The organism is Microbacterium sp. APC 3901 (assembly GCF_030407765.1).
In the GTDB taxonomy this organism is placed as follows: Bacteria; Actinomycetota; Actinomycetes; order Actinomycetales; family Microbacteriaceae; genus Microbacterium.
Map to the genome: position 1 here is coordinate 98,815 of NZ_JASDCU010000012.1, position 14,126 is coordinate 112,940.

The 14,126-nt window shown below is 67.5% G+C and carries 16 protein-coding genes; 13 read left to right on the forward strand and 3 right to left on the reverse strand.

What is annotated here, in order from left to right:
• The 3 genes from QMA07_RS12475 to QMA07_RS12485 all read left to right on the forward strand — a co-directional run bounded on the left by QMA07_RS12475 (position 1) and on the right by QMA07_RS12485 (position 1,932).
• Entirely contained in the window at positions 1-675 is a 675-nt protein-coding gene (locus tag QMA07_RS12475) for a phosphatase PAP2 family protein (protein ID WP_290162326.1), read from the forward strand.
• Positions 672-1,484: a DUF1206 domain-containing protein gene (locus QMA07_RS12480; protein WP_290162328.1), complete on the forward strand. Its 813-nt coding sequence runs from the start codon at positions 672-674 to the stop codon at positions 1,482-1,484. Before QMA07_RS12475 ends, QMA07_RS12480 begins: the two co-directional genes overlap by 4 nt.
• 91 nt (positions 1,485-1,575) lie before the next feature.
• Positions 1,576-1,932 (forward strand): hypothetical protein, encoded by a 357-nt coding sequence (locus QMA07_RS12485; protein ID WP_290162331.1) that lies wholly within the window; start codon positions 1,576-1,578, stop codon positions 1,930-1,932.
• Between the two features lie 38 nt (positions 1,933-1,970).
• Here QMA07_RS12485 and QMA07_RS12490 read toward each other — a convergent pair whose 3' ends face one another.
• A complete protein-coding gene (locus QMA07_RS12490) occupies positions 1,971-2,909 on the reverse strand; it encodes a DUF1214 domain-containing protein (RefSeq protein ID WP_290162333.1) in 939 nt (312 codons plus the stop codon).
• A 146-nt stretch (positions 2,910-3,055) separates the two neighbouring features.
• Between QMA07_RS12490 and QMA07_RS12495 the strand changes: the two genes are divergently transcribed.
• The 9 genes from QMA07_RS12495 to QMA07_RS12535 all read left to right on the forward strand — a co-directional run bounded on the left by QMA07_RS12495 (position 3,056) and on the right by QMA07_RS12535 (position 10,928).
• Positions 3,056-4,774 carry an MDR family MFS transporter gene (locus QMA07_RS12495; RefSeq protein ID WP_290162335.1) on the forward strand — a complete coding sequence of 573 codons (1,719 nt, stop codon included), beginning with the start codon at positions 3,056-3,058 and terminating at the stop codon, positions 4,772-4,774.
• 1 nt (position 4,775) lies between these two features.
• The gene (locus QMA07_RS12500; protein ID WP_290162336.1) at positions 4,776-5,231 is read left to right on the forward strand and encodes a MarR family transcriptional regulator; all 456 of its coding nucleotides are present in this window, start codon (positions 4,776-4,778) and stop codon (positions 5,229-5,231) included.
• Positions 5,232-5,355: 124 nt separating this feature from the next.
• On the forward strand, positions 5,356-6,099 hold the full coding sequence (locus tag QMA07_RS12505; RefSeq protein ID WP_290162337.1) for an ABC transporter permease: 744 nt from the start codon (positions 5,356-5,358) through the stop codon (positions 6,097-6,099).
• Positions 6,099-6,869: an ABC transporter permease gene (locus QMA07_RS12510; protein WP_290162339.1), complete on the forward strand. Its 771-nt coding sequence runs from the start codon at positions 6,099-6,101 to the stop codon at positions 6,867-6,869. Before QMA07_RS12505 ends, QMA07_RS12510 begins: the two co-directional genes overlap by 1 nt.
• Positions 6,866-7,816, forward strand: coding sequence for an ABC transporter substrate-binding protein (locus tag QMA07_RS12515; protein WP_290162341.1), 951 nt, complete (start codon positions 6,866-6,868; stop codon positions 7,814-7,816). Before QMA07_RS12510 ends, QMA07_RS12515 begins: the two co-directional genes overlap by 4 nt.
• A gap of 84 nt (positions 7,817-7,900) precedes the next feature.
• Positions 7,901-8,419 carry a MarR family transcriptional regulator gene (locus tag QMA07_RS12520; protein WP_290162344.1) on the forward strand — a complete coding sequence of 173 codons (519 nt, stop codon included), beginning with the start codon at positions 7,901-7,903 and terminating at the stop codon, positions 8,417-8,419.
• 84 nt (positions 8,420-8,503) lie between these two features.
• Complete coding sequence (locus tag QMA07_RS12525; protein WP_290162346.1) at positions 8,504-9,079, forward strand: NADPH-dependent FMN reductase; 576 nt, start codon at positions 8,504-8,506, stop codon at positions 9,077-9,079.
• A 62-nt stretch (positions 9,080-9,141) separates the two neighbouring features.
• Positions 9,142-9,777, forward strand: a complete 636-nt coding sequence (locus tag QMA07_RS12530) for a DUF1684 domain-containing protein (protein WP_290162349.1) — start codon at positions 9,142-9,144, stop codon at positions 9,775-9,777.
• Positions 9,778-9,839: 62 nt separating this feature from the next.
• On the forward strand, positions 9,840-10,928 hold the full coding sequence (locus tag QMA07_RS12535) for an alkene reductase (protein WP_290162351.1): 1,089 nt from the start codon (positions 9,840-9,842) through the stop codon (positions 10,926-10,928).
• A gap of 25 nt (positions 10,929-10,953) precedes the next feature.
• Here the strand turns inward: QMA07_RS12535 and QMA07_RS12540 are convergent, their stop codons facing one another.
• Positions 10,954-12,357 carry a threonine/serine exporter family protein gene (locus QMA07_RS12540; RefSeq protein WP_290162353.1) on the reverse strand — a complete coding sequence of 468 codons (1,404 nt, stop codon included), beginning with the start codon at positions 12,355-12,357 and terminating at the stop codon, positions 10,954-10,956.
• 19 nt (positions 12,358-12,376) lie between these two features.
• Positions 12,377-12,721, reverse strand: a complete 345-nt coding sequence (locus QMA07_RS12545) for a hypothetical protein (RefSeq protein WP_042540154.1) — start codon at positions 12,719-12,721, stop codon at positions 12,377-12,379.
• Positions 12,722-12,920: 199 nt separating this feature from the next.
• On the opposite strand from QMA07_RS12545, the gene QMA07_RS12550 reads away from it, so the two are divergent.
• On the forward strand, positions 12,921-14,105 hold the full coding sequence (locus QMA07_RS12550) for an alcohol dehydrogenase catalytic domain-containing protein (protein ID WP_290162356.1): 1,185 nt from the start codon (positions 12,921-12,923) through the stop codon (positions 14,103-14,105).
• Positions 14,106-14,126: the final 21 nt, after the last annotated feature.

The following is a 14,126-nucleotide window of genomic DNA, read 5'->3' on the forward strand; positions in this document are numbered from 1 at the left end:
ATGACCGAGGTGCAGCGCGGCACCGGCGCGATCGTCGTCGGTGCCGCAGCGACCCTCGCGTTCGTCGTGCTGCGAGCCGTGGTGGCCCTCGGCGGTCACGAGCCGCTCGTCGTCGACGTCTGGTGGAACGAGCTGATGGTCGCACTCACTGATGACGCCTGGCTCGTCGTGGCCTGGGTGCCCGCGGTCGTGGGCGGCACGATCGGCATGATCGTCATCGGCGTTCTGCTGATCGCCGCATTCCTCTGGCGCGGACGCCGGGGGGATGCCGTGACACTGGCGATCGCGATGGTCACCGTCGTCGCGATCGGAGCGACGATGGCTGCGGTGATCGGCCGCACCCGCCCCGCCGACTCGCTCGCAGAGAGCGTCGCGACCTCCTTCCCGTCGGGGCACACGGCTGTGGCCACGACCGTGGTGGTGATCCTCGGACTCGTGCTCCGACGCCGCTGGGTGTGGGTCGTCGGTGTCGTGTGGATCGCACTCATGATGTGGAGCCGCACCTACCTCCACGCCCACTGGCTCAGCGATGTGGTCGCGGGCATGCTCGAGGGCGTCGCCGTCGCCACATTCGTGTGGGCCTGCGTCCAGGCGACGCGTGCACGCCGCCTGGCTCGTGACCGCAGAACCTCAGACATCTCCGAAGAACCGATCGAAAGCACTGTGACTCCATGAACACTCGCGACTCGGCCGCCTCCACCGCGAGGGCCGCTCAGGACTCGACCGCCTTCCGCGTGCTCGCTCGCGTCGGCTATGTCGTGCTGGGCATCCTGCACATCCTCATCGGCGGGATCGCGATCTCGATCGCCACGGGCGGGGGCGGCGAGAACGCCGACCAGGGTGGTGCCCTGCAGCAGATCCAGGAGTCTCCGGCCGGCGTGTTCCTGCTCTGGCTGATCGTGCTCGGCCTGTTCGCACTCGCGATCTGGCAGATCGCCGAGGCCGTCGTCGAACGTGATCCCGATGCGAAGAAGATGTGGGCGCACAGGGCGAAGTTCGTGGGCACCGCCGTCGCCTACCTGGCGATCGGCGCGACGGCTCTGGTCTATGCACTCGGCGGCCAGTCGCAGTCGTCCGAATCGTCGCAGTCCTTCAGCGCGAAGCTGCTGGCGGCGCCGGCCGGCGTCGTGCTGCTCGTGCTGGTCGGGCTCGGCGTGGCCGCGGTCGGGATCGCCTTCATCGTGCGCGGAATCACCCGGGCGTTCATGGAGCATCTCTCTGTGCCGTCGGCGAAGGCACGCTCGGGCATCACGGCGTTCGGTGTGGCCGGCTACGTCGCCAAGGGCATCGCGGTCGGGGTGGCGGGAGTGCTCTTCGTCATCGCGGCGCTGACCCACGACCCCGAGACCGCCGGCGGCTTGGACTCTGCGCTGCGCGCTCTGGCAGGGCTGCCGTTCGGAGCTGTCATCCTCTGGGTCGTCGGTGCCGGCCTCGCCCTCTACGGCCTGTTCTGCTTCGCCCGCGCGCGATACGCCCGGATGTGAGCGGACTCATCCGGCTCCGTCGCACCTATCGAACCGCACCGGGTGACGCAACCCTGAAACGCGGATTCGTGAGCTCGGCGAGGATGGAGCCATGAAGATCGTCTCGTATGCAGGCCAGCAGCTGGTGACCACGGATGACGTGGCCGATTCCCTCGTGACCCTCGCGGCAGCAGTCGCGAAGGAGGGAGAGGCCGATGCGGTGGAGATCCCCATCCTCGTCGACGGCCGCGAGGACTGCGCCGATCTGGTGATCGGAGTCGGGAACGACCTGTTGGTCGGACCGCACGAGTTCGACGACGACGAGCCGGACTTCAGTGAGCACGCGGCGAGGCTGCAGGCGCACCGCCTCTATCCGGACTCGCCGGATGCCGTCGATGACGACTCCGAGTCCGACTGGCACCTCGACGTGGACCTCGACATCGACCGGTCCTCCTCGATCCCGCACTGATCGCCACCGCTCCTACGCAGGAGGAAGGGCGAGCCGTGCTATGGCCGGAGCGCCGGGAAGGTCCAACTTCCGTCGGCGATCTCCGCTCGCGGACGGTAGAGCCGCACGAGGTAGTTCCATCCGTCCGGGGTCGGAATGGCATTCGCCGTTCCCGCCGGCCAGTCACCGAAACGCACCGTGATCGAGCCGTCCGCATTCGGCTCGCCGGTGATGCTGTTGACCGTGTAGGCGCCGGCGTCGTTGGGCTCGAAGTAGCCCGCGGCGTTGTACACCGAGATGGACCAGAACCCGTCGACGGGCACATCTGCGACGGTGAGCTCGTATCGTCCGGGAGGCAGGCCGGGGTCGACGCCGATGTACCTCGCCTCGCTGGTCGGCAGGCCGCCCCACCCGGCCGCCGTGCCGATGAGGTGTCGGATCGGGTCGGTCTCCTCGATCGAGCCGAACATGCGGTCGAACCCGGTGAGATGCCGAGCGAGAGTGAGCAGGGCATTGCGCGTGTCGTCGAAGGACGCGCGGTCGTAGTCAGGTGACACGAAGGGCGACGCGGATGCCGCGTTCAGGCCGAGCTGATCCTGCAGCGCAGCGACGGCCTCGAGGTCCGCAGCATCCTGAGGGTCGACGAGGATGCGCACGGCCAGCACGACGTAGGGGGAGCCGAAGTCCTCGACGGTCAGCGTGTGTTCTCCGGGGTCGTGGAACACGCGGTTGATGTGGTGATCCTGGTTGACGACCATCACCGAGAGGTAGCGGTCGCCGTGCGCAGGAATCGTGAAGCGGGCGCCGGCGGAGATGTCGACGACGGCGACGCTGTAGAGCGTGTCGCGGTTGAGGCGGATGACGGTCTGGCGATCGATCGCGGCGGGAGCCCTGTTGTGCAGGAACCGATTGACGCCGCCCGCGTCTCGCTGCAGGTCCTGGAGCATGCGATCGTTCTCGGCTCGGACGAAGTTGTCGGAGTTCACGATGATGGCCATGCCCGATGCTCACACATCTGCATCGTCGCGCACCACCCCTGAAAGCGAGGCTCCGACAATGGTTGCTCCCGGTCTACAGTTGCACTTTCGCAACCAATAGGCGTATAGTTGACTCTTATCAACTTTCTACACAGGAGCACTCCACTGTGACCAACATCTCTCACACCTCTTCAGCCGAGGCGACGCGTTCGCCTCGCGAGGTCTTCACCGCGATCTCGGGCCTCGTCGTCGGCATGTTCGTCGCCGTGCTCTCGGGAACCGTGGTCTCGACCTCGATGCCCGTCATCATCGCCGACCTCGGCGGCACCCAGTCGCAGTACACCTGGGTCATCACGGCCAGTCTTCTGGCGACCGCCGTGTCGACGCCCATCTGGGGCAAGCTCGCCGACCTCGTCGATCGCAAGATCCTCGTGCAGCTGTCCCTCATCATCTTCACCGTCGGCACCGTGATCGCCGGCTTCTCGACCGACACGAACATGCTCATCGCCGTCCGCGTGATCCAGGGCATCGGCGTCGGCGGACTGATGTCGCTCGTGATGATCGCGGTCGCCCTCATCATCTCCCCGCGTGAGCGTGGCAAGTACATGGGCGTCGTCGGCGGCATCATGGCACTCGGCACCATCGGCGGCCCGCTGCTCGGTGGACTCCTCACCGATGTGTGGGGCTGGCGCTCGAACTTCTTCGTCGGCGTGCCCTTCGCGATTCTCGCCCTCGTGCTGCTGCAGTTCACTCTGCACCTGCCCAAGCCGCAGCGAGACAGCAAGGTGTCGATCGACTACTTCGGCATCGTCCTGCTCGCCGTCGGCGTCTCGACCCTGCTCATCTGGGTCTCGATGGGCGGCAGCGAGTTCGATTGGGACTCGTCGACCAGCATCGTGCTCGCCGTCATCGCGGGTGTCGCGATCGCGGGCTTCATCACCATCGAGTTCTTCGTCAAGGAACCGATCGTGCCGATGTCGCTGTTCCGCAACCGCACCTTCACGCTGTCGGTCATCGCCTCCATCGCCATCGGCGTCTCGATGTTCGCGACCTCGGTGTTCCTCGCCCAGTACTTCCAGCTCGCCCGCGGTGCCACACCGACCGAGTCCGGTCTCATGACCATCCCGATGATCATCGGCCAGATGGGCGCGTCGATCATCATCGGCCAGCTCGTCAGCCGGTTCGGCAAGTGGAAGGGCTGGATGATCACCGGCTCGGTGCTCACCACGGTGGGCGTCAGCCTGATGTCGACGCTGCGCTACGACACCCCGTTCCCCCTGGTCGCGACATACATGTTCGTGCTCGGCGCCGGGCTCGGCATGGTCATGCAGAACCTCACCCTCATCGTGCAGAACGACACGGCTCCGCAGCAGCTGGGCGCGGCGTCGTCGAACGTCAACTTCTTCCGCACGATCGCCGGCACCATCGGCGTGACCATCATGGGTGCGACCCTCTCGACGAGCGTCGCGAACTACATCACCGATGCGCTCGACGGCTTCACGCCGACGACGCCCGAAGAGGTCGACGCCCTGAAGCACCTCGCTTCGGGCGACGTGCCGAAGGTCACGCAGCTCCCCGACACGATCCGCTCGATCGTCGAGGGCGCCTACGGCCACGGCATCGCCGACGCCTTCATCATCGCCATCCCGCTCGCGGTGATCGCGATCATCGCGATCGCGTTCATCAAGAACAAGCCGCTGTCGACCAAGAACGCCGCCGAGCAGCTGCGCGAGCAGGCCGAGGAGTCGGTGCTCGAGGTCTCGGAGGCAGAGGTCGGCGCCACGATGTCGACCGGAACGATCCGACTCTCCGGCACCGACTCCGCCTCGACCTCGACCGGGTCGGTGACCGTGCTCGAGCGAGACGACCGGGAGTCGAGGCGCTGACATGACCACCCCTGTGGCGGTCGAGCCCGCCGATGTCGACACCGCGCTCGGCGACCTGCAGACGCATCTCAACCTGATCTTCGCGAGGACCAGGACGCTCTGGAAGGAGTCGGCCGCGCGCATCGACCCCGAGCTGCAGGTGGGCGGCTACAAGCTGCTGACCTTCATCGAACGGGCCGAGTCGGCGAATGCGCACGAGCTGGCCGAGCGCTTCGAGATGGACAAGTCGGTCATCAGCCGTCAGGTGCGGATGCTCGAGGAGCTCGGCCTGATCGAGTCGCGGCCTGACGAGCGAGACGGCCGGTTGCGGGTGCTGACGCCCACACCGACCGCCTGTGCCGTGCTCGCCGAGCTGCGCAGAGACCACGCGTCACGTCTGCGGACGATCGTGGCCGAGCTCACGCAGGACGAGATCCAGGCGGCATCCAAGGTCTTCCGCCTGTTGGCCGAGGTCTGACCGAAGAACCGGGCCGATCACGCGACGTATCGGCCCGGGTTGTCGATCGCGAAATATTGTGGTTCAGTCGAATGTCTTGACTTCGCGATTCGGCGTCCCAAGACCGTAAAGAACGGTACGTCGGATGAACTGGATCGCCTCCAACCTCGGATTGATCTTCGATCTGACGATCAACCACGTGCGTCTGGCGATCGTTCCCATCATTCTCGGCTTCCTGATCGCGGTGCCGCTCGGCTGGGTGGCCAGTCGCAACCGCGTCGCCCGGACGTTCATCATCACGACGGGCAGCCTGCTCTACACGATCCCGTCCCTGCCGCTCTTCGTGATCCTGCCGGTCATCCTCGGCACCCGGATCCTCGATGACACGAATCTGGTCGTGGCGCTCACGATCTATGCGGTCGCGATCATGCTGCGCTCGGCGACGGACGCCTTCGGATCGGTCGACCGGTCGATCATCGAGTCGGCGAAGGCCATCGGCTTCTCACGCGGCGGCCGGTTCTGGCGCGTCGAGTTCCCGCTCGCAGGCCCCGTGCTGATCGCCGGGCTACGCGTCGTCTCCGTGTCGACCATCGCCCTCGTCTCGGTGGGCGTGATCATCGGCTCCGAGAACCTCGGCTACCTCTTTCAGAACGGCAAACAGCGCGGCATCCTCGAGGAGGTCGTCGTCGGCATCGTCATGAGTCTGCTCATCGCCCTCGTCTTCGACCTGATCCTGGTGGCGATCGCGCGGGTGCTCATGCCCTGGAGCCGCGCCGCGGACGTGCGTGCGAAGAGCGGCGATCCGACCGACGCGGAACCCGGAGCCGATGCCGCGACCGACAGCGCCGGCATCCGTCGGGTGCTCGCACCTCCGGGAGAGGGGATCTGATGAACTTCTTCCTCGACGCCATCGCCTGGATCCTCGACCCCGCCAACTGGGTGCCGGGCTCGCAGAGCCCGCTTCCCATCGGCGACCGACTCGTCGAGCACCTGCTCTACTCGGGTGTCTCGCTCGTCATAGCGATGCTGATCGCTCTTCCGCTCGGCTTCTACATCGGGCACACCGGACACGGTCGTCAGTTCGTGATCGGGTTCACCGGCGCCATGCGCGCTCTCCCGACGCTCGGTCTCCTGTTCTTCCTCACCATGGTGCTGCGTTCCGGTCTGAGCACCACCCCGGCCGTCCTCGTCGGGTCCGTCATCGCGTTCGTCCTGCTGGCGATACCGTCGCTGCTCGCCGGCGCCTACGCCGGGCTCGAGAGCGTGGGCCGCGAATCGATCGATGCCGCGCGATCGATCGGGATGACGGAGATGCAGATCCTGCGCAAGGTCGAGATCCCCCTCGGACTGCCGGTGATAATCGGCGGCGTCCGCTCGGCCACGCTGCAGGTCATCGCGACCGTGACGATCGCGTCCTACGTCGGACTCGGTGGCCTGGGGCGCATCATCTCGTCCGGCATCGGCCTCAACGACTACACCGTGATCCTGGGCGGAGCGCTCCTGGTGACCGTTCTCGCCCTGAGCGTCGACGGTCTCTTCGCGCTTCTCCAGCGCCTCACCCGCACTCGGGGGCGTTCGACCCGTCCGACCCGCAGCTTGAAACGACAAAGGTCGGATGCCGCCGTGGCGCCGAACCTCGACGAAAGGATCCCCGCATGACCTCTCGAGCCCGCAAGACCCGGCTGGCAGCATGCCTGATCGCCGTGAGCACCACCGTCGCACTCGCCGGCTGCGCGACCGCCGACCCGACGTCATCCGGGGGTGGAGGCGCTGCTGAGGGCGACGCCATCATCGTCGGCTCCTTCGCCTTCCCCGAGAGCGAGATCCTCGGCGAGATCTATGCGCAGGCGCTCGAGGCCGAAGGGTTCGACGTGTCGACCAAGTTCAACATCGGTCCGCGACAGCAGACGATCCCCGCTCTGCAGGACGGGTCGATCAACCTCATCCCGGAGTACAACGGCAACCTGCTGGCCTACTACGACACAGCCTACGAGGAGCGGACGACCGAGGACGTCGACGCCGCGCTGCCGGATGCCGTGGGCGCAGACGACCTGCAGGTGCTCGACTCGGCTGCGGCCGAGGACAAGGACGCCTATGTGGTGACGAAGAAGACCGCCGAGGACAACGACCTGACGGCGATCGGCGACCTGAAGGCGCTGGAGCCCTTCTCACTCGCCTCGAACCCCCAGTTCGGCGAACTCGGCTACGGCATCCCGGGCCTGCGTGACGTCTATGGGGTGGGCGTGGAGGCGGGCCAGGTCACGTTTGTCCCCTATGAGGATTTCGGCGGCCCCGACACGGTGCAGGCGCTCGTGGACGGCACGGTTCAGGTCGCGGACATCTACACGACCTCGCCGGCGATCAAGGCCGAAGACCTCGTCGTCCTCGAGGACCCCGAGAACATGATCTCGGCGCAGAACGTCATTCCGCTGCTCTCGAAGGACATCTACACCGACGAGCTCGCAGACGTGCTCAACGCGATCTCGGCGAAGCTCACCACCGATGACCTGATCGATCTGCGCGAACGGGTCGAGGGAGACGAGAAGGCGTCGGCTGCGACCGCCGCGGAGGAGTGGCTCACCGCCGCGGGTCTGCTCGACGAGTGATCACGCAGCCGATCTGCGAGTCGATGATCTGATCGAAGCCCCGCCGTCTCTCGGACGGCGGGGCTTCGCCGTAAGCTGACGACCATGAGTGCCTCGCCCGACGAACCCGCCCGCGAGGGCGCGCCCGCCGCTGATGCCGAAGGCGCCGAGCCCCTCGACCCGGCCGAGCTAGATCCGGCTGAACTCGACCAGGCGATCTCGAGGGTCGAGCACGAGCTGGGAAGGCTCTTCGCCCGTATCCGGGTGAGCTGGCGTGAAGCGGCGCAGACCGTGCATCCCGACCTGCAGCCGCTCGGATACCAGGTGCTGACGTCGATAGCGACCGGCAAGGCCACATCGGCCGGGGCGATCATCGAGCGTCTGCAGACCGACAAGTCGGCCGTCAGCCGGCACGTGCGGCAGCTGGAGCATCTCGGGCTGGTCGAGAGCGTCCCTGACCCCGACGATCGACGGGCGCGCGTGCTCGTCGCGACCGAGCTGGCGCAGGAGCGCGTCGCCCTGGCTCGCTCTCGCTATGAGGAGCGTCTCGGCGAGCGGCTGCGCCGCTGGTCGGCCCAGGACCTCGACCATTTCGCCGAGCTGCTCGCCGCGTTCGGCGACTGAGGACGCAGGCGGCGCAGACAGCTCTGGACGCCGACGCGTCTTCGGAGAAGACTGATCCCACCGCTACAGGAATGAGGAACAGTCATGGCGTACAGGGTCGGATACTTCGTCGGAAGCCTCTCATCCACCTCGATCAACCGCATCCTCGCGACGGCGCTGATCAGGCTGGCTCCGGACGATCTGGAATTCTTCGAGATCCCCATCAGGGACCTCCCGCTGTACAGCCAGGACTTCGACGACGACTATCCCGCCGTCGCCGTGGATCTCAAGGAATCGATCGACTCGGCGGATGCCGTGCTCTTCGTCACCCCCGAGTACAACCGCTCGATTCCGGGGGGACTCAAGAACGCGATCGACTGGGCCTCACGGCCGTGGGGTCAGAACTCGTTCGACCACATCCCGGCCGCCGTCATCGGAGCATCGGTCGGCGCGATCGGCACGGCCGTCGCCCAGCAGAGTCTGCGCGGCGTGCTCAGCTTCTGCAACGCCCGCCAGATGACCGCACCCGAGGCCTACATCCAGTTCTCGTCCGAGACGTTCGCCGACGACGGCACCGTCACGAACGAGGGCACGGCGACGTTCCTGCGCGACTACCTGGTCGAGTTCCGCGACCACATCGAGCGTGTGCTCACCGTGCTGCCCCGCGACACCGACGCGTGAATCGGGTCGCGTCGCAGGCCATCTGAGCCGCAACCGCGTCGCATCCGCGTAGCCTGAATGGCATGACGCTCACGAAAGCCCGCACCGCCGCCGAGGTCGTCGACTGGAGGCGTCGGGTCTTCGCCCTCTACGACGCCGTGCGACGGGCGGACTCCGCCGAAGAGGCGCACGAGCTGTGGCGGATCGAGCGCGACGACCTGATGCTGCACCACGCGGCGACTCCGCTCCTGACCGACGATCGACCCCTGTTCGAGGGGCTGCCGATCGCCTCGTACGATCCGCAGTGGCGATTCGAGCTGCCCATCCTGCCCGCGGAACCCGGCGGCTTCGACTTCGCGACCGGCACCGACGGCGTCGTGCCCTTCGAGCGCATCGGCAGGGTCGAGGTCCCCGACACCGGCTCGCTCGACGTGTGGCGGCTGACGACCTACGGGGGCGGGATCTTCATCCCGGTGCGCGACGCGCTCGCCGGTCGGCCGGGTGGCACGTACGGGGGAGGGCGCTACCTGATCGACACGATCAAGGGTGCAGACCTCGGATCGGATGCCGAGCGCGGCACGATCGTGCTCGACTTCAACTTCGCCTACAACCCGTCGTGCGCCTACGACCCGGCGTGGGCGTGCCCGCTCGCGCAGCCCGGCAACGTGCTGCCGGTGGCGGTCCCGGTGGGCGAGATGTACGGCCGCGCAGCCGACTGAGCATCCGGCCTGAATGGGACGGCCGGGGAATACCGAACCCGTCACGGGGCTTGTTCCTGAGCGTGACTCTTTTCGAACCGGCCGTCTTCGGCGCCCTGCAGCTGTCCAACCGCGTCGTCATGGCGCCCCTCACCCGCACGCGTGCGGACGATGGGGGAGTGCCCACCGAGACCATGGTCGAGTACTACCGCCAGCGGGCCGGTCAGGGCCTCATCATCTCGGAGGGGACGTGGCCGGCGGCCGAGGGCAAGTCCTACTCGGGCCAGCCCGGAATCGTCACGCCCGAGCAGATCGCCGGCTGGAGCCGCGTCGCCGCCGCTGTGCACGAGGCGGGCGGCACCATCGTCATGCAGTTGATGCACGGCGGACGAGTGTCGCACCCCGCGATCTCGGGTGAGCCGCGCGTCGTGGCTCCGAGCGCGCTCGCCGCTCCGGGCCAGACCCACACCCCGGTCGGCAAGGTCGACATGCCGGTGGCCCACGCGCTCACGCTCGAGGAGATCCCCGCGGTCGTCGAGCAGTTCGTGCAGGCAGCGCGCAACGCGATCGAGGCGGGCTTCGACGGCGTCGAGGTGCACGGCGCGAACGGCTACCTCGTGCAGGAGTTCCTGTCGCCGGTGTCGAACGTCCGCGACGATCAGTACGGCGGATCGCCGGAGAACCGCGCCCGCTTCGCCGTCGAGGTCACCCGCGCGGTGGCAGAGGCGGTCGGCGCCGACCGCACCGGCATCCGTCTGTCGCCGCAGCACAACATCCAGGGCGTCCTCGAAGAGGATGACGACGATGCGCTCGCCACCTACCTCGCCGTCGCCGAGGGCCTCGCTCCGCTCGGCCTCGCCTTCATCGACGTGCTCAGCGCCGCGCCGACCGGCGAGCTGGTGCAGCGCATCCGCCGCACCGCCGGAGCGCCCCTCATCGTCAACTCGGGCTTCGCGTCGCCCACCACGCGCGCCGAGGCCGAGGTGCTCATCTCGGAGGGATGGGCGGATGCCGTGGCCGTCGGCCGCCCGGTGATCGCGAACCCCGACCTCGTCGAGCGCTGGCGTCAGGATGCCGAGCTCAACGAGCCCCGTCCCGCGCTGTTCTACGGCCGCACTGCCGAGGGCTACACCGACTACCCGTCGCTGGAGTCCGTGCGCGCCGACGCCTGATCTCGGGCCCGCGGGTCGGTGCGGCTCAGCGCCGCACGACCCGCGCCCGCGTCTTCGCGACGCTGCTGAGGGTGGCGCGCACCGGTGTGCCCAGATACAGACCGAGCGATGCCCCCGAGGCCAGCGCGATGCCGATGACCACGGCGTCGACCAGCGAGCCTCCGATGCCCACGACGCCCGAGGCCGACCCCGCCGAGTGGATCATCTCGAGAAGCCCCTGGAACACCGCGACACCGGGCACGAGGGGCACGATGGCCGCGGTGGTCACGGCGACGGACGGCACGTGCAGCTTCACGGCGATCAGCATCCCGATGAAGCTCGCCAGCAGCGCTCCGATCGCGCTCGCGGCCGCCGGATGCAGGTTCAGGCCGACCATCGCGGCGTATCCGGCGATGGTCACGGCGCTGAGCAGCGCGCTCACGAGGATGATGCGGATGCCGGCGCCGTTGAAGACGGCGACGGCGATCGCGATGATGATCGCCCCGAGGAACTGATTCAGCACAGGACCGAACGGGGCGGGGTCGTCGGGCAGGCCCATCGTGAAGCCGAGCACGCTGCCGAGTTCGAGTCCGACGAGGATGCCGATCACGACGCCGAGCGTCTGCATCGTCAGATCGAGGATGCGCCCGCCCGCGGTGAGCGCGAAACCGTCGATCGCATCCTGAGCGGCTCCGACGACGGTGAGGCCGGCGAGCATGAGCACGATCCCCGAGGCCACGATGATCGAGGGGCGGATGCCGACGAACGGCTCGATGCCCGCCGAGCCGAGCGCCGAGACGGCGACCGCGACCCCCGTGGTGACGAAACCTCCGGCGATCTGGCTGAAGAACAGGGGGACCCGGGCTCGGGCGAGACCCGCCTGGGTCAGCGCCGCGCACAGCGCCGCGATGAAGGTGAGCCCGACGATGAGCGCCGAGGCCCCGAGCATGATGCTGACGCCGACCGCCAGCAGCGCTCGGGCCACGATGACGACGGGCTGCTGGTAGCGGAACGGCACTCGGCGCAGCACACGGAACGCGGTGCGGGCCGATTCGAGGTCGAGGCCGTCGTCGATGTCGGCGACCAGGGCCTGCACGCGCTGCAGTTTGGCGTGATCGGGTGCGGCGACCCGCACGACGCGCACGAGAGTCTCGGGCCAGACCTCGCCACTGAGGTGGAACGAGACCGTGATCGAGTTGTACGTGACATCGACCTGCACGTCTCGCATGCCGTAGGCGGCGCAGACGCGGGTGATCGCCAGCGTCACCTCGTGCGCGGAGGCGCCGACACCGAACATCGACTCACCGATGCGAGTCGCGAGATCGAGGATCCTCGGCACCGTGCGTTCGTCGATGACGGGCATCGCCTCGGTGTGGGCGACGGCGGAGGGATCTGTGTGCAGGATGCGCTGCACGGAGGCGAGCAGTCGCCGCGGGGGGTTCGGGGACACCTCCCCATTCTCCCCCTGGTCAGGCGTGCGCGGGAACGTCGAGACGCTCAGCCGGCGGTGCGCTGCCCTCTGCCGGCTCGGGCACGAGGTACAGACCGCTCGGTGCGCTGGCCGTGAACGCGAGGGCTTCGATCCAGGCGCGGTTGATCGAGGGCTGACGGCTTCCGCTGTACTTGAAGACGAGCGAGCTTCCGGCGTGCACCCAGACGGTCGTGCGGCCGCCTCCGACGCTCATGTCCTCGCGCCAGGTGAAGCTGAAGGGCTCTCCTCGACGCAGCTTGGCCGTGATGACGAGCTGCAGGTGCGTGAGTGCGCGGTCTTCGATGTCGGCCTTGACGCTGCCTTCATAGACGAGCTTTCCCATGATGATCTCCTCACTGCGCCACGGAACCCAGGTCATCAGATGCGGTCGGATGATCACCGGGGCGTTACCAGCATCCCATATATCGTGGGTCGGCGGCTGAGCGTCCGCCGCGTCGTCACGCACCCGTCTGTCAACCCTCTGTCGGATTCTCGGTCATCGACGGATGGTGGCCACTCGACATCGAACGAGGAGGATGACGATGAAGGCACTCACCTGGCAGGGAACTCGCAACGTGGCGGTCGAGGAGGTGCCCGACCCGGTCATCGAGCACGCGACGGATGCGATCATCCGGATCACCTCTTCGGCGATCTGCGGCTCTGATCTGCACCTCTACGAACTGCTCGGCCCATTCCTCGACAAGGGCGACATCCTCGGTCACGAGCCGATGGGCGTCGTCGTCGAGGTCGGTGCGGCAGTGCGTGATCTGGCCGTCGGCGATCGCGTCGTCGTGCCGTTCAACATCTCGTGCGGCCACTGCTTCTTCTGCTTGCGGGGCCTGCAGTCCCAGTGCGAGACGACGCAGGTGAAGGAGTACGGCAGCGGCGCCTCGCTGTTCGGCTACACCAAGCTCTACGGGCAGGTCCCCGGCGGTCAGGCCGAGTATCTCCGCGTTCCGCTGGCCGACTACAACCACATCAAGGTCGCCTCCGACCTTCCCGATGAGCGCTATCTCTTCCTCAGCGACATCCTGCCGACCGCCTGGCAGGGCGTCGACTACGCGAACGTGCCTGATGGCGGAACGCTCGCCGTGATGGGGCTCGGCCCGGTCGGCCAGTTCGTCGCCCGCGTGGGTGCGCACCGCGGTTATCGGGTGCTCGCTGTGGATCCCGTCGCCGAGCGACGCGAGATGGCTGCTCGACACGGGGCGGAGGTCTTCGATCTGACCGACGACGTCGTCGCAGAGCTGCGAGACCTCACCGACGGACGAGGGGCGGATGCCGTCGTCGACGCCGTCGGCATGGAGGCGCATGGCAACCCCGGGATCAAGCTCGTGCAGCGCGCAGTCGGCCTGCTGCCCGATCCGGCCGCCAGGCAGGTCTTCGACAAGGCCGGCATCGATCGCCTCGCCGCCCTCTATGCGTCGATCGACGTCGTGCGTCGCGGCGGAACGGTGTCGCTCAGCGGCGTCTATGCCGGTGACGCCGACATCATGCCCATGAAGACGCTGTTCGACAAGCAGGTCAGCATCCGCATGGGCCAGTGCAACGTCAAGCGCTGGATCGACGACCTGATGCCGCTGGTCGAGGATCTCAGCGACCCGCTGGGCGTGATGGATCTCACGACCCACACCGCTCCGCTCGAAGACGCTCCCGGGCTCTACGAGACCTTCCAGCGCAAGGACGACGGCTGCATCAAGGTCGTGCTCCAGCCCTCGACCGTCTGACTGCGACCGCGCCGGCTGTGC